Raw genomic sequence first — 16,326 nt, 5'->3', positions numbered from 1 at the left:
AAAGCTTTATGAAACGACTACCCATATTTCTTGCAACCGCAATCTATGCAGCGCCCGCATTCGCGGATCTTTCGCCTGAATTCAACGGCCTCTGGCAGACTGACGGCTATGGCACGATCGCAAAGGTGCAAGACGGCAATATCAAGTTCTATCAATTTGCCGGTGACATCTGCATCGAAGAGAGCGGAGATGCCGAAGCGCTAGTAGATTTGATCGGCAACAGCAAGCTTGTCCTGACCAAGGACAGAAACACCGCCACTGTGACGTTGCCATTTGCACAACATCAGATCCGCGCTGATCGGCTCGAGGCGCTACCTGATACCTGTCAGACGTCGATAGAAAACACTCCTGTAGCAAATTTCGAGGCGTTTGCCGCGTTTTTTCAACACAACTATCCCTTCCACGACATTCATGGCGTTGACTGGCAGTCGACCATCGCGTCCGCCCGGGAAAAAATCCAACCTGAAATGACGGATGAACAGCTGTTTGAGGTGTTCAGGCAAATGATGTCTCCGCTGCAGGACGGGCATCTCGATCTCACTGCCAGGATCGACAATGAGGTCATCCGTTTCGAACCTTATCCTGGTGATACGCTTAGCCGGTTGTCTCAGGACGCAAAGGACAAAGGCGTTTCTGAAAAACAGGCAGTCGAAGCGTTTTTCGGACCGCTTTGGTACGACAGCATTCCAAACACCATTTTGGGCGGGCAAGGCCGGGTCGTTGGAAATCAACGGATACAATATGGCGTGTTGAACGGCGACACGGGCTACCTGGCGCTCGCGACCGTCGGATACTATGACCGGCGCGGTGCGTCACCGGATGAGGAAATGGCGGCGACCAATGCCATCATGGAAGAAATAATGCAGTTCTTTCAGACGTCCGGTGTGCAGTCCGTCATCGTTGATCTCAGCGCGAATTTCGGCGGCTACAATCACTTTGGAGGGTACGAATTTGTTGCCCGTGCAATAGCAGAACGCTTTGCATCTGAACCTGTTCAAGCCTTCACGAAATATGCTGCCGATGCTGAAAAGTCACCCCGCACGGTGGTCACGCTGACGCCCAGTAGCGGAACCCGGTTCGAAGGCCCGGTCCATGTTCTGACAAGTGACATAACGGTCAGTGCTGCCGAGGTGCTTGTGCTGTCGCTGCGTGCCCTTCCAAATGTCAGGCACATTGGCAAAGCCACTCGTGGGGCGGCATCTGACGTTCTCGGGCGGACATTGCCGAACGGCTGGTATCTGTCATTGGCCAATGAAGTCCACGTGGACAATGACGGGCGTTTCTGGGAAGGCCGTGGTATCGAGCCCGATGTTGAAATGACCGTCTTTGATCAGGCTTCACCCGTTGAAGCACATGCGAACCTGATCAGGAAACTGGCGAACCGGAACTGAAAAATTCTGGGGCTCTGATCCGAGCTGCCATAAAAGCCGCTGAGTGTCTGCTTATGGTTGGCATTCAGCGCGCTTGCACTGATTGATTTTCATTCATTAACTCAGTCAAACCGTCCTCTGGCCGGTAAGTTCACCGGATCTCAGCGATAGAAAGACTTGGAGCAGGTGTGCGGATTTGACGCCTGGGCGGCACTTGCGAGCAAAACATACCAATGGTTATGTTTTGCTCGCAAGTGTTCGTGATGCGGACCGATCCACTGAAGCTGAGACAGGCCCCATGACAGGCGAACAACAACAGTGCCTCGTTGACGAGAGCGAAAACAACATCCTTCTCATTCCGGAAGGTCTTCGCATGTTTGCAGGCGCAAAGGCTTTCATGACTGCAGGGCAGGCCGGAATTTTTCATAAGTGGCTGGATAAGGATGCCTTTGGAACGGAGTTTTTCACCAATGCACCGTGTCTTGCTTATGTCCTGCGAGGGCAGGAAACCTTTTTTGATGCTGACGGCGCGAAGACGGTCGTTGCTCCCGGTGACACTTTGCTGCTTCCCAGGCACCATCACATGGTCTCGGATTTCCGAGCAGCAAAAGGGCCACTGGAGGCATGGTTGTTCTTCTTCAACGACGCCGTCATTGGCGAGTTCTTGAAGGCGACGTCGCTGGTAAGTGGGCGCCCTTCCAAAAGCCGGACAGCACTGTTTGAAGGGTCCGCAAGCCTGCGGGCCTATATCGATGCACTGCCCAAGGTCTATGGCGCGGTCCGGTCACCGCCTGCATTGGTCAAAACGAAGCTTCTGGAAGTTCTGTTTCTTTTGCATATGCATGATCGAAAGGGGCAGCTTCAAAGTTTTCTCGCCAATGAGAATGCCGGACGCTCCCGGCGGAACATCAAGCAGTTGATGCGCGTTTATGCCTTGGCAGACCTTTCTATTGCTGATTACGCAACCCTTTCAGGGCGGTCAGTTTCTGCCTTTCAACGCGATTTCAAACGGGAGTTCGGTGAAGCTCCAAGCGTCTGGCTACGAAGAGCGAAGCTGGAGCATGCCCATGAGATGGTGGTCAACAGCCGCCTATCAATTTCCGATATAGCTCACGCAGCGGGCTACGCCGATACGTCTCATTTCATCAAGGCCTACAAGAGCTGTTTTCAGCAGACACCCAAGCAACTGCGCCAGAGTCTTGCCTGAACTTGTCGGGGAGCAGGGAAAAAAGCGCCTCAAAATCCCTATTTTCGCGGCGAGTTTTCTATCCGGCACCAATGTGGACGGAAATACTGTGAGCATCACAGTGAAGGAGACCACGGATGACCACATGGGTAACTCTCGAGATGACCGTAAGGGACGGAGCATTCGAGGCGCTTTCGGAGTTCTTGAAGGCCAATCTTTCAAATGTGCGCGGTTTCGATGGCGCACTGAGTGTCACGCTGTTTTATGACACTGCCGCGCGCGCATTTCTCATTCACGAAGAATGGATGAGCCGGGAACATCACCAGGCATATCTGGCCTTTATAGAGGAGAAGGGTTTCATGGCAGCACTGCTCGGCTTCATGGAGGGGCCGCCTTCGGTAACCTACTATCAGAAGCTGGTGATGTGATGATCCACGGAACCGAAGCAATACCAACCTCAACAAATAGAATCCATTCGACCGTGACATCAGAGTGTTCGGAGAGGAGCGTGTCGCAGGGCTGCTCGGTTTATCGACGAGATCGCATCGGTTCGTTTGCCAAGGCCGCAGATCTGCTCGGCCGGTTACGAAAGATGCATGGCTGCATGCGTGCGGTTGGGTACATGGACGAAACCGGTGTCATTTCTATCTGGCAGGAATGGGTATCTGTGCGAGCTTCAACGGCATTCTGGCATCGGCTCGGCACGGAAGACGGAACACCTAACTTGCAAAAACCAGAGCTCCGAGGCCAATGACCACACGCGTAGAACTTGTCCATGACTATCCTTTTTCCGCGCGGGACGTGTGGAAGGTCGCAACAGACCTGGGTCACCTGAAGACAGTCACGGAGGGCCTTTTGGCCTTTCGTGACCTGCCAGGCGGTGAAATCCACCTGGGACAGGTTTTGCGCGTTGAAGTTTCGCTTTTTGGCAGGCTTCCCTACCAGCCATATGAAATGAAAGTCGCAAAATTCGACGATGCCAAGATGGAATTTACGTCAGAGGAGAAAGGTGCAGGTGTGAAAACCTGGCGGCACAGTCTGTCTGTTGCAACAACGCCGACAGGAAGCCGACTGACCGAACGAATCGAAATCGATGGTGGGATTTTGACACCGCTGTTTGCAGCGTGGGCGCGATACATGTACCGGCAACGGCACCCGCGCAGACTTCACATTCTCGAAACGTCGTCCAGCGGGAGTTAAAGATGACGAGTGGTCTCGCCCTGATCGTAACAGCTATACTTGCACCAATCGCAGGGTTGCATTTTTTATGGGCATTGGGGACGCCGTGGCCTTTCAATTCAGAAAAATTGCTGGCGCAGGCAGTTGGAGGACCCGGGCTCGATCCAAAAATTGGTCCCACCGCCAAATGCGGTGTCACTATTGTTGCGGCGAGCGCCATCCTGATTTCGGCTATTCTCCCGCTTTTCTATGCCAGGGTTCTGCCAAGCCCGCTTCCCTATCAGCTGGTTTTCTGGCTGTTGGCTGTTCAGACAGCCGTTTTCCTGTTGCGCGGATGCCTTGGCTACATGAGCCTGTCCGCCATGCCCCAGGTCGAACCGTTTCGCACTTACAATCGTCGTTTCTTCAACCCGCTGATAATTGCACTCGGGTTGGCGTGCGCCGTCATTCTTCTGGCCGATTGAGACTTTGAAGATGGATGCCGGCGTGACAGAAACACCCCATTGAAAACTAGGAATCCAGTCGAAGAATTCTGAGAGACTTCGACAAAATGCGGCATAGAGCATTTTCGATTGGCGTTTGATTGCTGCGGGAGGGAATAAGCAGTCCGATTTTCAGATCCTTCAGGAAACTTGATTTCAGAGGCAGATATCTCAAACTGCCGGTTTCAATTTCATGTAGGAATCCGATCTTGGAATAGAGACCGATACCATGGCCGTTGAGGATCATGGAGCGCGCAAGCGGAAGCGAGTTGGTGAAGCAGGCAGTCTTGAGCGGAATGTTGTTGTCTGCAAGAGCGAGATTGACCAGTGAACGTTCTGCAAGCGCGTCATATGACCGGATCAATGGAAATGGAGACAAATCCTCAATTTCCAGTGCGTCACGCTCTGCTAGCGGATGGTTCTTGTTGAGGATTGCACCGATCGGTGCGGACTTCTCAGTTCGCAGCCGAATTCCCGGATGCAAGTCGTTGCAAAAGGATATTCCAATGCCTGCCACACCATCGGCCACGGCTCGCACGATTTCATCAGGCTGTGCGGTCTGGATTGTATAGGTAATGTCCGGATACTGCCTGGCGAACTGGTCTATGGCAGCCGGGAGCAAGCTCAAAGCAACTGAATCGAGTGAAGCGATATCTATGTGGCCTGCGCGCATCTCGCGGATATCGGCCACAACATGCATGATTTTTTCATAGTCAAAAATCGTTTTTCGGCAGTGTTCCAAAACCACGACCCCGGCAGCGGTTAACTCCACTCCCTCTGCGTGCCTGTCAAAGAGTTTGACACCCAATCGTTCTTCTATGTCGAGGATTTTGCGATTTACCGATGACGAAGACACGTGCAGCACTGCCGCGGCGCGGCGTATGGACCCTTGCCTTGCGACTTCGTCAAAGTAGTTCAAAAACTTGCTGTGCATGTTGTCTTTTTCCAGGCGATGCAAAAAAGGCATCGCTATGAGCAAAACTTAGTTCTATCTGCAACGCAGCACCCGCGTCTAGGCTGAAAAGAAAAATGGGAGATACCAAAATATCACCTACCAGGAGACGGGTAATATGAAGAACAGGGGACTAAACCGCCGGCACATTCTTCAGGGAATTGGCGCGGCCGCCGGACTGGCGACAACAGGAACATTCATTTCAATCGAACCTGCAAAGGCGGCAGATTTTAAGATCAGGATGCAGCTTGGCTGGCTTGCATCAAACGGAATTCTTGGCGAGGTCATGGCCGACAAGTTGGGATACTTCGCCGACGAAGGACTTGAACTGGAGATTGTTCCAGGCGGACCAAACATCGATGGCGTTGCCTCGGTCGCTTCGGGGGCCAACAATTTCGGTTCCATTTCGTCCTCACCTTCACTGATGTTGGCGCGGGCCGCGGGTCTCCCGATAAAGTGTGTCGCTGCGGGTTATCAGCAACACCCGTTCACTTACTTCTCGATGGAAGCCAATCCGGTTCGCAAGCCGGAAGACCTGGTCGGCAAAAAGGTTGCCACCCAGGGAACTGCGCGCATTTTGCTGCGGGCGCTGCTTGCCAAGAATGGAATTGAGGAAGATCAGGTGGAAGTGTCGGTCATGGGCGGTGACATGGCACCTCTTAAGGTCGGACAGGTTGACGTTGCAACCGGGTGGCAGACCAATGTCGGCGCACTGTCCGTCCTTGGTGACGAGCGTGTCGACATGAAGCTTTGGGACGCAGGTATCCAGCTTTACGCCAATCCATACTACACCACAGACGATGTGCTCCAGGAGCATGGCGACAAAGTCGCAGCAGCCATCCGTGCGATATCAAAAGGCTGGGGTGCTGTTTACGAGGATCCGACTGCGGGTGTGAACGCGCTGGTCGAACGTTATCCGAACCTCGACAAGGACAGCGAAATGAAAGCTGTCGATCTGGTCCTTGGATTTTCCTTCAATGACAAAACCAAGGCTGGCGGATGGGGTGTCATGACCACGGACAACTGGCAAGAACAGATCAATACCTACGAAAGCCTTGGTCAGTTTACCAGCGGTGCGCCGAAACTCTCAGACATTATGACTTTGGACATTCTAGAAGCCACCAAAGATGTCCGTCCAACATTTGGCTGACGTCGCGGACATGCGCCCGCATCAGGATTTGGCAAGCCGCAGTGTTGCGGCCTGCCTGTCCGGAGCCTCGGTGAAGTTTGGTCGTTTCACCGCCCTTGAAAACATCAGCCTTGAAATCGGTGAAGGCGAATTCTGGACCATTCTGGGACCTTCGGGTTGCGGCAAGTCCACGATGTTGCGTCTTGTTTCGGATCTTGTACCGGCTGCCAAAGGCAATGTCGAAATCCTCGGCAAGACCACGGAAGCGGCGCGACTTGCGCGCGAGTTCGCGTTCGTCTTTCAGGACGCAACGCTGCTGCCCTGGCGCAGCGCCCTTCAGAATGTCGAACTGCCTCTGGAGATCGGTCGAAAGAGAGGCGCGAAGATACCACGATCCGACAAGGACCCACGTGAACTTTTGGATTTGGTCGGCTTGAAGGGGCGTGAGGATGCCCTGCCGCATGAACTTTCCGGCGGTATGCGTCAGCGGGTAGCCATCGCCCGTGCACTGGTTTGCAAGCCCAGGCTCCTGCTGATGGACGAGCCATTCGGTGCTCTTGATGAAATGACCCGTGACCACCTCAACCTTCAGCTGCGGGACATCTGGCAGGAAACCGGCGTTACGATACTTTTCGTCACGCATTCCATTCCGGAAGCGGTCTTCCTCGGCCAAAAAGTGCTGATGCTGCGGGCCAACCCGGGGCGCGTCAAGGACGTGATCAACGTCGATTTGCCCGCAAAACGCGAAATTGCCTTACGCGAGACACCGGAATTCAACCGGTACTGCGGTCGGCTTCGCCAACTTCTGGAGGAGTGCTGATGTCTCTTGCACACATCTCTTCGGAAATTGACGAAGACAAGGCGGATCGTCTCGTGGAAGTGCGTCAACGAGCCGGCAATGTGGCGATCCCGCTCGGGACGGCGATATCCTTGCTCCTCATATGGCAACTGGGGGTCAGGTTTTTTGATGTGCCAACCTATATTGCTCCAGCGCCGACCGATGTTCTGGCGGTGTTCAAGGACGAATCCGCGCTCCTGCTGAGGAATTTTTGGCCCACGTTGATCGAAAGCCTTTCCGGATTTGTCGTCGGCAATTTGGCGGCGATACTGATTGCGGTTGCATTTGTTCACAGCAGAACAATCGAAAAGGCGTTTTTCCCGATCGCCGTGTTCATCAACACCATTCCAATTCTTGCCATCGCGCCGATCCTCGTCTTGATTTTCGGTGCTGGCATGACTGCAAAAGTGGTGATTGCAGCCCTGATATGCTTCTTCCCGACCTTGGTCAACATGGTCCGGGGTCTGCAGTCGGTGTCGCCGCAGACCCTGGAACTTGCGCGGATTCTTTCAGCTTCCAAATCAGAAGTGTTCTGGAAGATCAGATTGCCGTCATCGCTGCCGTTTTTGTTCTCGGCCCTGAAGATCGCGGCGACCACCTGTGTCATCGGAGCAATCGTTGGTGAGTGGATCGGTGCCGATGTTGGCCTTGGAGCCTTGATCATCGACAGCACGTTCAATTTTCGCTCACCGCTTCTCTACGCAACCGTCTTCGTTTCCTCCGGTCTGTCGGTGTTGCTTTTCACCGCCGTTTCGGTCGCGGAGAAACTTGTCATTCGCTGGTAGTGCCCGACAGGCCGCCAGGGGTTGAGACAATAAAACAAGGAACAAGAATTATGGCAGAACGTCATACAACCACCGTGCAGGTGGAAGGGGCTCAAATCCCTGTTGTTGCTGATTGTGATGTCGTTGTCATCGGCGCAGGCCCAGCCGGTCATGCTGCTGCCGTATCTGCTGCCCGCAATGGCGCTTCGGTAACATTGCTCGAACGCTACCATCACCTCGGTGGCATGGCGTCGGGAGGTATGGTGCTCGTGCTGGACGACATGGTCAACGAAGGCAATGAAATCGTAACAACGGGCATCGTTAGCGAATTCGTTGACCGGATGGAGCGTCAGGACGCCGCCGTCTATCCGCCATCTGAAGAATGCCAGACGAATTGGGAAATGTGGCAGAAGTGGTCTCGCTGGGGATGCATCGATTTCCACAAGGCCATGATGCCACAACCCATTATCCATGCCGTTGCCTTTGATCCGGATGCCTGGAAACGGGTCAGCCTGGACATGGTGATCGAAGCAAAGGTCAACTTGCGCACGCACAGTTGGTTCTCCGATGTACTGATGGAAAATGGGCGCATCACAGGTGTTGTCGCCCAGACCAAGATGGGACGTCAGGCGATCAGGGCGAAATATGTGGTCGATGCAACAGGTGATCTGGATGTCGGTGTGGCTGCCGGTGCCGAATACGTTGACGGGCAGTACATTGTCACGACTGTGTTCCGCATGGCGAATGTCGACACCGACAAGGCAGTCGCCTTCGAATTCTCAGATCCGGAAGAATACAAGAAGCTAGACCGCGAGGCTCGCCGCCGGATTGGTGGTGCCTGGGGTATGTGGTGGCTCAAGACCCCCATTCCCGGCGTCGTCTGGTGCAACTGTCCGCACATGCCCGGATATGACGGTCTGTCGGTGGAACATATGGTTGCCTCCGAGGTTGAAGGCCGCGAGCGGATGATGAAGCTCTACCACTTTGCCAAAGAAAATATCCCTGGTTTTGAAAAGGCAAGCATGCTGGGGGCTGCAGAGCAAATGGGAATCCGACAGACGAGGCTCTTGCAGGGTGAATATGTTGTCAACAAAGACGATGTGAAATCGCGCCGTTACTTTGAGGATACGGTGTGCCGCGGCAGAGACTATTACACTCCTTACCGTGCTCTGCTGCCCAAGGGCATCGACAATCTGATCGTGGCAGGTCGGCATTATTCCGTTGAAAGTGATGCTCAAAAGCTTTCGCGTGAAATTCCCCCTTGCATGGCACAAGGCGAAGCGGCCGGGGTTGCCGTTTCGCTGGCACTCAGCGGCGACACGCCGCTCCGTATGGTTGATCACAAGGCGATCCAAAAACAAATGCGTGCGCAAGGCGCGGATCCTGGAGACAGACCGTCGCCCAATGCCTTGATCGAAGATCATATCGCGGCGGAATAACAGAGGCTTACATGTCAGAGAATATCATGCCACTCGATGGCATTCGCGTCATCGACTTCACACAAGTCATGCTCGGTCCCTGTGCAACCCAGACGCTGGGTGATTTTGGTGCAGACGTCATCAAGATCGAACGTCCTGGCGCTGGTGATCTCAGTCGCGGATTTTACGGTCAGCGAACTGAAAAGGCGATGAACAACGCCGTTTTCGCCTCGCTGAACCGAAACAAGCGGTCGGTCGAAATCGACACCAAGTCGACAGAGGGTCATCAACACGTCCTGGATCTGGTCAAGACCGCTGACGTGGTCGTCGACAATTTCCGCGCCGGCGTGATGGATCGGCTGGGCTTTGGCTACGAAGCTCTGTCCAAGGTAAATCCGAGGATCATCTGTGCGTCTGGAACCGGATTTGGTTCAACCGGGCCATACGCGCATAAGGGTGGGCAGGATGTGTTGGCGCAGGCCATGACCGGCGTCATGGAGAAGACTCAGGATCCGTCGATCCCCAAATCCATATATCCGACAACGCTGTGTGACTATTCAGCGGGCATGCACCTTGTTCAGGGAGTTCTGGCAGCGCTGTTGATGCGGGAAAAGACGGGGCGTGGCCAAAAGGTCGAAGTCTCGCTCTACGACAGTATGATCGCCATGCAAATGCAGGAAGCGGCCCAATGGTCGAAACACGGGGAAGTGCTCAATTGGGCTGCCATGCCGCTGACCGGTGTTTTCGACACGAGTGACGGTGCGATCGTGATTGTCGGGGCGTTCAAGGCAAATCCTCTGCAGGACATTTGCACTGCACTGGAGATCGAAGATCTCTCGCCTGACTATCCGACCCTCGATATTCAACGCCGGAACAAACCATATCTGCAGAAGCGATTTCGGGAAGCCATAGCCGGCAACACCTGCGAACACTGGCTGCAGCGGCTTGAGGCACAGGATCTCCTGTGCGCGCCTGTGCGCTCATTGGGTGAGGCCCTTGCCGACCCACAAACCAAAATCAACGGGATGCTTCATTCAATCGAACACCCTGTGATTGGAGACATCACGCTGGCCGGGTCCCCGGTCCATCTGAGCGAAGCCCCGGTTTCCATTCGCCGCCATCCGCCGCGCCTAGGCGAGCATACGCAAGAAGTGCTCCAGGAACTGGCCGCTCTTTTGTCGCACGAGGCAGCGGAATGACAGTCGAGTTTGAGGTTTCCGGCCATGTTGCCCATGTGACCCTGAATCGGCCGGAACGCATGAATGCGGTCGATACGGCAAGCCATAGAAGACTAGGCGAAATCTGGGCTGAAGTTGAAAGCAGGCCCGACATTCGTTGTGCTGTTCTGACTGGTGCCGGGAACAAGGCGTTTTGTGCAGGCGCCGACTTGAAAGAGGACACAGGACTGACTGGTGTCGAATATTGGAAGAGCATCAGTTCATCCGGTTTTTCCGGAATTGCTCTTCGGCAAATGTCGACACCGGTGATCGCTCGGGTCAATGGATTGGCTCTTGGCGGTGGGCTGGAAATGGTTCTGGGATGCGACATTGTGATTGCTTCCAGCACCGCTCGGTTTGGTTTGCCCGAGGCCAAGGTAGGCCGTGTCCCTCTTGACGGCGGCATGGTCCTGCTGCCGCGCCTTTTGCCCAGAAACATTGCCATGGGCATGATGATGACCGGCCGGTTGGTGCCTGCACCGGACCTGGAACGGTATGGGCTTTTGAATGCCGTCGTGGCGCCGGAACATCTTGATGATGAAGTCGACCGATGGACTGCCGAACTTTTGAGCTGTGCGCCGTTGAGCCTGAGGGCGATCAAAGCTGTGTCGCGGAGAACCGCGCACATGCAGTTGCAAGACGCTTTTCAATATCCCGTGGAAGAGCTTGAGAGCGCGCTCCTGTCCGAAGACGCGAACGAAGGTGTTGCCGCTTTCCGCGACAAGCGGGCTGCTGTCTGGAAAGGATGCTGAGCGGATGACGCTCGTGATCACCAGCACCTGTATTGATGTCAAAGACGGTGTCTGCACAACGGTATGCCCCGTCGATTGCATCTATGAGGGCGAGCGGATGTTTTACATTCACCCCACCGAATGCATCGAGTGTGGAATGTGCGAGAGCATCTGCCCGGTGGACGCGATCCGCTATGCAGATGAAGTCGAGGATGAGCAACGCCCGTTCCTTGCGTTGAACGAGGCCGCATTTCTCGGCGGATCGGGCACCGTAGAAGAACCCGGAGGCTGGAAGAAGGGCGATAAACCGCTCAAGGATCCGGATGAGTTGACTGTTCTTGCCAAGCGATATTCCAAAGAAGAGGTGGTGTGATGGAAGGCGTGATTGCAGCGGTGCCAACGCCAGTGGACGAGACCCTATCGCCGCTTCGCGAACCGTTTCTCGAGCATTGTACCTGGTTGCTCCAGAACGGCTGTAATGGTTTGAATATTCTTGGCTCAACAGGCGAAGCCAATTCTCTGAACACTGTTTGCAGGAAAGAAGTTATGGCGTGGGCAGCAGAGGTCTGCCCTAAGGAAAGGCTGATGGTCGGAACAGGAACACCATCGCTGCAGGAAACAATTACGCTTACCAGTCATGCGGACGATCTGGGATATCCGATCGCACTAGTGCTTCCCCCTTACTACTACAAACCTGTCGACCCGGCAGGTCTTGGAGCATGGTATATGGCGCTGCACGCGGCCCTGGGTGACCGGAAAATCCAGGTCTATTTCTATAACTTTCCTCAAATGACCGGCCTCACCATTCCGGTCGATCTTATTGCCGGCCTGGCGGCCCAGGTGCCTGAACGTTTTACCGGAATAAAGGATTCCTCAGGAGATCTCGATTACTGCAATCAGATTGTCGCGGCGGTTCCGTCAATGCAGGTCTTCCCAAGTTCGGAAACTGCGCTGCGTGTTGCTTCGTCCAATGGCTATGCTGGTTGTATTTCAGCCAGCGTAAATGTAACCGCGGTTCTTGCCGCGCAGGTCTGGAAAAACGAACCGATCCGCCAGAAACAGTTTGTGAAGCCATGGACAGGCAACGTGCCCTGCTTGCCGGTCCCAGGCTGATCTCCAGCATCAAGTATCTCGTTGCGGCCCGATCCGGAAATGAAGACTGGAAGCGGGTACTGCCTCCGTTCTTGCCTCTTGCTGAGGATGCGGGAAAGGCTCTGCAAGAAGGCCTTGGCCGGGATGCATGACCATGGCGGATGAAATGATATGGACACAGCGGTTCATGGGTCTGTGTGACCATGTTGCGACCTGGTCGGAAGACCCGGATTTCCAGGTTGGATGCGTTGTTGCATCGCCCGATGGACATGAAATTCGTTCTACCGGCTACAACGGGTTCCCGCGCGGAGTTCTGGCCTCTGAGCCGGCACGATTTGTTCGGGAAAACGGAGAGAAATTCTTCTGGTTCGAGCACGCGGAGCGGAACGCAATCTACAACGCTGCTCGAGCCGGCATCTGCCTGTCGGGGTGTATCTTGTACGTGAACAGGTTTCCTTGCGCCGATTGTGGACGTGCGATCATTCAGGCAGGTATTTCCCATATCGTCGCGCCGCCAATACCAATTGCGGATGGCGCACTCGATTACAGTTTCCAGGTGTCGCAGCAGATGCTTCGCGAAGCCGGTGTTCAGGTGACGGAATTCAAGTGAGGTTTGAATATGTATAGAACTCAGTCGCTGGTCGCTGGAGAGTGGCTCGCATCGGATGAAGTGTTCCAGAATGAACCGGTAACTGGCCAAGCCGACCAGTTTGCGGTCGGCACACCGGAGATGGTTTCCAAAGCCTGTGAGGCTGCCGAAGAAGCATTTTGGAGCTACGGATACTCAGCGCCTGCAAAACGCGCAGCCTTTTTACGCGCGGTTGCATTGCAGATTGAGGCGCTGGGTGCGGACATAACGGCGATGGGGATGAAGGAAACGGGTTTGCCCGAAGCGCGTCTTGAAGGCGAGCGTGGCAGGACTGTCGCCCAAATCAGGCTCTTTGCCGATCACATCGAAGCCGGTGATTGCCTCGACCGACGTCATGAGACGGCGCTGCCTGACCGCAGCCCATTGCCGCGACCTGATCTTAGGCTCATGCAGAGACCCATTGGACCCGTCGCTGTCTTTGGAGCATCAAATTTCCCGTTGGCTTTCTCTGTCGCAGGCGGCGACACGGCTTCGGCATTGGCTGCAGGATGTCCGGTTGTCGTCAAGGGTCACCCGGCTCATCCCGGCCTTTCAGCACTGATTGCGCAGGCTTTTGATGCAGCCGTTCGCGAAACCGGTGTGCATCCCGGTGTTTTCAGTATGGTGCACGATGGCGGACGCATCGTTGGTGAAACACTGGTCAAACACCCACTGATAGCGGCAGTCGGTTTCACTGGATCCCTAAGGGGTGGCCGTGCACTCTTCGATCTGTGCGCTCAGCGACCGGATCCGATCCCGTTCTTCGGCGAACTGGGCTCAACCAATCCGATGTTTGTTTTGCCGAATGCCCTGACGAACCGAGGCGTGGAGATTGCTCGAAACTGGGCCGTCTCCCTCACGCAGGGTGCCGGGCAGTTCTGCACGAACCCTGGTGTCGCTGTCGTTCTTGACGGAGCTGAAGCGGACACTTTCGCAAAATCCGCAATCGAGGCACTTGGGGCAGTTGCACCACAAACCATGCTGACAGACGGCATAGCAAAGGCCTTTTCTGCAGGGTGCGAACGTATGTCTGCGCATGCGAACGTAGAGGTGCTGGTTTCTTCCGGGAACGATCAGCGACAGGCATCGCCGTGCCTTTTGTCTGCACCTGCAGACGTGTGGCTAAATACTAAAGACCTGAGGGAAGAAGTGTTTGGACCGCTCGGCATCGTTGTTGTTGCGCGTGATCTGGATGAAATGCTCGCGGTCGCAAAAAGCCTGACAGGTCAACTCACCTGTACGCTTCACATGGATGCGCAGGACACGCACATTGCGAAAAAGCTTCTGCCAATTCTAGAGCGAAAAGCGGGCCGCGTGCTCGCCAACGGGTTCCCGACCGGGGTTGAGGTCTGTGACGCCATGGTTCATGGCGGGCCCTATCCGGCTTCAACCAACTTCGGTGCGACCTCGGTCGGAACATTGGCTATCCGGCGTTTTCTGCGTCCGGTTTGTTATCAAAACATCCCGGCGGACATACTGCCTGAAGATTTGCAAAACTGATTTCGATTGTATGTCGAGGGCAATCTTCGGATTGCCTTCGATAAGTCACTGATGTCTGCCGACGACCGGATTGGAAGTGTGATGCGGGACAAGGTGGCCGTTCGGCGGCCTAGTTGGCAGCTTCGGCTGCAGCCGCGTAAAAATCCGGATCGGTCAGTTCCGGAGGAGATACCGGTGCGCCACCGCCTTCGCCGACATAGGTATCGGCGACACCATAGACAAAGATGCCGCCGGAATTTCTCTTGACGATTGCCACCCGTTCAATCAGCTGAAAGTCGCCTGCCTCGCAATTGGCATAACTTGTGTAGAGATCCTTGCCACTTTCAGTCAGCCGTTCGGTGCCGGAGGAGAAACTGCCGTCTGTGCAAGACTTCTGGCTGTCTGCGACCACCAGAGACATCAATTCCTCTTCCGACTGATAGCTGCCGGGCGAAAAAATATGCGCAACCACAGTGCGTGCATCATTGGCGGCAACAGCATGCAAACCATTCAGGTCCTCTTCACGCTGCCCATCGGGAATGAGCTTCAGTCCAGAGAGTCCCGCGCTTCCCATGAAGTTGAAGAGCGCCTGGGTCGCCTCCACCGCGAGCTGTGGGTCAGAAACTGTGTTTGTTGGTGCTGAACCCTGGGCTACGGGTTTTTGACCCAGGCCACTAGAGGGGGCCGCTGCTGCAGTATTGCCTGTACCCGGAGCTGCGCCATACCGGGCAATATTCTGCTCGACACATTTTGCAAGACGGGCCATCAGCCTGGATGTTCCCGTCAGCCGGAATTCGTAATTATAGGTACCGTCATAGACATAGAGTGTTCTGCCGCGGCGAAAGCGGGTGATGATGTAGCCGCCCTGGGGCATTTGCATACGCGCCAGGTCTTTGGAAGTCGCCTTTGCGACACCGCTTTGCCAGCCGCCTCTGTCAATGCGGTATTGGAGGGGAATGTCCGAACCGACTTCCATGTCCCAATGGGGAGCGGAAAAACCTATTGCCCAACTGTAGCTCGTATCAACCTGCACATAGAGCGTGATGCCGCTTTTGTAGGTTGCCGATGCAACGCAGGTGGAAAACCTTCCGCTGTCGTCTTCGGTAAAAGCGCTGCCGTTCCACCCGCCAAGCCGAAAGTTTTCAACGATGGCGGCTGCCGCAATACCAGTGCCAGACAATATGATAGCGCCGGCAATGGCCAGCAGATGAAACAGTCGCATCAATCCCCCCACCAAAACACTGCTTCGCGAAAAGCGGAGCAGTCAGTGTCTTGGAAAGGCTAAGCGAATTCCGCTGCGGCTTCAAGAAAGCAAGGATCCTGCGTTCCGGTTAGGGAATTTTCGGGAGACCCTATTGGATCGCCTCCATTGCCCGTGTGAACCCGGTCAGCGGAACATTGATTTTCTGCCGCCGCTCGGCGCTCGGAGCAAAATCGATTTCCAGGTTGGCGCCGGCTTTCATGGTTTCAATCATCTCAGGTGTTGCTTCAATATTCAAAAAGCATCCCCGTTGATCGCATGTCCCGACATCAAGCTCGCCAAGTGCGGTTCCATCCACAGCCAGCTTAACCTTGCCGGGTAGGTAGAAGCCGAGCGGGGCTTGCATTTGCAGCACGGGCGATGCCTTTTGGGCGGGATAAACAATGTCCACTTTGAAAAGAAGCTGTCCGCTTTCCTTCACCCGAATGCTTTGTGTGGCTTCGCACACCAATGCTTCGAGGACGCGTGCGGAACCTGCGCAACGCGTTTGCCAGAGGCCGTCCTGGCCCTGTTGCTGAGCGGAGCCATGACCTGCGAGAGTTGCTCCAAAAAGCGTTGCGGCAAGAAAGAGTTTCATTTTGAAATGAGGCATTTGAGTCT

General features: G+C 54.9%; 19 protein-coding genes. 16 read left to right on the top strand and 3 right to left on the bottom strand.

The annotated features are described in order from the left end of the window. The first annotated feature begins 8 nt into the window (after positions 1 to 8). The 6 genes from ACZ1HV_RS10385 to ACZ1HV_RS10360 all read left to right on the top strand — a co-directional run bounded on the left by ACZ1HV_RS10385 (position 9) and on the right by ACZ1HV_RS10360 (position 4,199). Positions 9 to 1,391 (top strand): S41 family peptidase, encoded by a 1,383-nt coding sequence (locus tag ACZ1HV_RS10385; RefSeq protein ID WP_472718015.1) that lies wholly within the window; start codon positions 9 to 11, stop codon positions 1,389 to 1,391. Between the two features lie 277 nt (positions 1,392 to 1,668). After that, positions 1,669 to 2,577, top strand: coding sequence for a helix-turn-helix domain-containing protein (locus tag ACZ1HV_RS10380; RefSeq protein WP_472718014.1), 909 nt, complete (start codon positions 1,669 to 1,671; stop codon positions 2,575 to 2,577). Between the two features lie 116 nt (positions 2,578 to 2,693). Beyond that, positions 2,694 to 2,984, top strand: a complete 291-nt coding sequence (locus ACZ1HV_RS10375) for a putative quinol monooxygenase (protein WP_472718013.1) — start codon at positions 2,694 to 2,696, stop codon at positions 2,982 to 2,984. 80 nt (positions 2,985 to 3,064) lie between these two features. Further along, on the top strand, positions 3,065 to 3,310 hold the full coding sequence (locus tag ACZ1HV_RS10370) for a hypothetical protein (protein WP_472718012.1): 246 nt from the start codon (positions 3,065 to 3,067) through the stop codon (positions 3,308 to 3,310). Then, positions 3,307 to 3,756, top strand: coding sequence for an SRPBCC family protein (locus ACZ1HV_RS10365; RefSeq protein WP_472718011.1), 450 nt, complete (start codon positions 3,307 to 3,309; stop codon positions 3,754 to 3,756). The genes ACZ1HV_RS10370 and ACZ1HV_RS10365 overlap by 4 nt, the downstream gene beginning before the upstream one ends. Positions 3,757 to 3,758: 2 nt before the next feature. Further along, a complete protein-coding gene (locus tag ACZ1HV_RS10360) occupies positions 3,759 to 4,199 on the top strand; it encodes a DUF3995 domain-containing protein (protein ID WP_472718010.1) in 441 nt (146 codons plus the stop codon). Between the two features lie 46 nt (positions 4,200 to 4,245). Here ACZ1HV_RS10360 and ACZ1HV_RS10355 read toward each other — a convergent pair whose 3' ends face one another. Continuing rightward, positions 4,246 to 5,151: a LysR family transcriptional regulator gene (locus ACZ1HV_RS10355; protein ID WP_298821049.1), complete on the bottom strand. Its 906-nt coding sequence runs from the start codon at positions 5,149 to 5,151 to the stop codon at positions 4,246 to 4,248. Positions 5,152 to 5,287: 136 nt separating this feature from the next. Between ACZ1HV_RS10355 and ACZ1HV_RS10350 the strand changes: the two genes are divergently transcribed. From ACZ1HV_RS10350 to ACZ1HV_RS10305, 10 genes are all read left to right on the top strand, one after another. Then, complete coding sequence (locus tag ACZ1HV_RS10350; protein ID WP_472718009.1) at positions 5,288 to 6,319, top strand: ABC transporter substrate-binding protein; 1,032 nt, start codon at positions 5,288 to 5,290, stop codon at positions 6,317 to 6,319. Positions 6,320 to 6,329: 10 nt separating this feature from the next. Beyond that, on the top strand, positions 6,330 to 7,118 hold the full coding sequence (locus tag ACZ1HV_RS10345; protein ID WP_298960741.1) for an ABC transporter ATP-binding protein: 789 nt from the start codon (positions 6,330 to 6,332) through the stop codon (positions 7,116 to 7,118). Beyond that, positions 7,118 to 7,921 (top strand): ABC transporter permease, encoded by an 804-nt coding sequence (locus tag ACZ1HV_RS10340; RefSeq protein WP_298821045.1) that lies wholly within the window; start codon positions 7,118 to 7,120, stop codon positions 7,919 to 7,921. The genes ACZ1HV_RS10345 and ACZ1HV_RS10340 overlap by 1 nt, the downstream gene beginning before the upstream one ends. 50 nt (positions 7,922 to 7,971) lie before the next feature. Continuing rightward, complete coding sequence (locus ACZ1HV_RS10335; RefSeq protein ID WP_298821043.1) at positions 7,972 to 9,339, top strand: FAD-dependent oxidoreductase; 1,368 nt, start codon at positions 7,972 to 7,974, stop codon at positions 9,337 to 9,339. A gap of 11 nt (positions 9,340 to 9,350) precedes the next feature. After that, on the top strand, positions 9,351 to 10,517 hold the full coding sequence (locus tag ACZ1HV_RS10330) for a CaiB/BaiF CoA transferase family protein (RefSeq protein ID WP_472718008.1): 1,167 nt from the start codon (positions 9,351 to 9,353) through the stop codon (positions 10,515 to 10,517). Then, the gene (locus ACZ1HV_RS10325) at positions 10,514 to 11,287 is read left to right on the top strand and encodes an enoyl-CoA hydratase/isomerase family protein (protein WP_298960247.1); all 774 of its coding nucleotides are present in this window, start codon (positions 10,514 to 10,516) and stop codon (positions 11,285 to 11,287) included. The genes ACZ1HV_RS10330 and ACZ1HV_RS10325 overlap by 4 nt, the downstream gene beginning before the upstream one ends. Before the next feature lie 4 nt (positions 11,288 to 11,291). Next, positions 11,292 to 11,639, top strand: coding sequence for a 4Fe-4S dicluster domain-containing protein (locus tag ACZ1HV_RS10320; RefSeq protein ID WP_298960246.1), 348 nt, complete (start codon positions 11,292 to 11,294; stop codon positions 11,637 to 11,639). After that, a complete protein-coding gene (locus tag ACZ1HV_RS10315; RefSeq protein WP_472718007.1) occupies positions 11,639 to 12,379 on the top strand; it encodes a dihydrodipicolinate synthase family protein in 741 nt (246 codons plus the stop codon). Before ACZ1HV_RS10320 ends, ACZ1HV_RS10315 begins: the two co-directional genes overlap by 1 nt. Before the next feature lie 133 nt (positions 12,380 to 12,512). After that, positions 12,513 to 12,968: a deoxycytidylate deaminase gene (locus tag ACZ1HV_RS10310; protein ID WP_298821034.1), complete on the top strand. Its 456-nt coding sequence runs from the start codon at positions 12,513 to 12,515 to the stop codon at positions 12,966 to 12,968. A gap of 9 nt (positions 12,969 to 12,977) precedes the next feature. Further along, positions 12,978 to 14,486: an aldehyde dehydrogenase (NADP(+)) gene (locus ACZ1HV_RS10305; protein WP_472718006.1), complete on the top strand. Its 1,509-nt coding sequence runs from the start codon at positions 12,978 to 12,980 to the stop codon at positions 14,484 to 14,486. 109 nt (positions 14,487 to 14,595) lie between these two features. On the opposite strand, the gene ACZ1HV_RS10300 is transcribed toward ACZ1HV_RS10305, so the two are convergent. Together ACZ1HV_RS10300 and ACZ1HV_RS10295 are read right to left on the bottom strand one after the other, a co-directional pair. Next, the gene (locus ACZ1HV_RS10300; protein ID WP_298984757.1) at positions 14,596 to 15,687 is read right to left on the bottom strand and encodes a hypothetical protein; all 1,092 of its coding nucleotides are present in this window, start codon (positions 15,685 to 15,687) and stop codon (positions 14,596 to 14,598) included. A gap of 130 nt (positions 15,688 to 15,817) precedes the next feature. Then, positions 15,818 to 16,318: an invasion associated locus B family protein gene (locus tag ACZ1HV_RS10295; protein WP_298960235.1), complete on the bottom strand. Its 501-nt coding sequence runs from the start codon at positions 16,316 to 16,318 to the stop codon at positions 15,818 to 15,820. Between the last annotated feature and the right edge of the window lie 8 nt (positions 16,319 to 16,326).

Source organism: Roseibium sp. JB4-4 (genome assembly GCF_055693425.1).
Note: the sequence above shows the minus strand (reverse complement) of the source record. Positions and strands in the feature narration are given on the sequence as shown.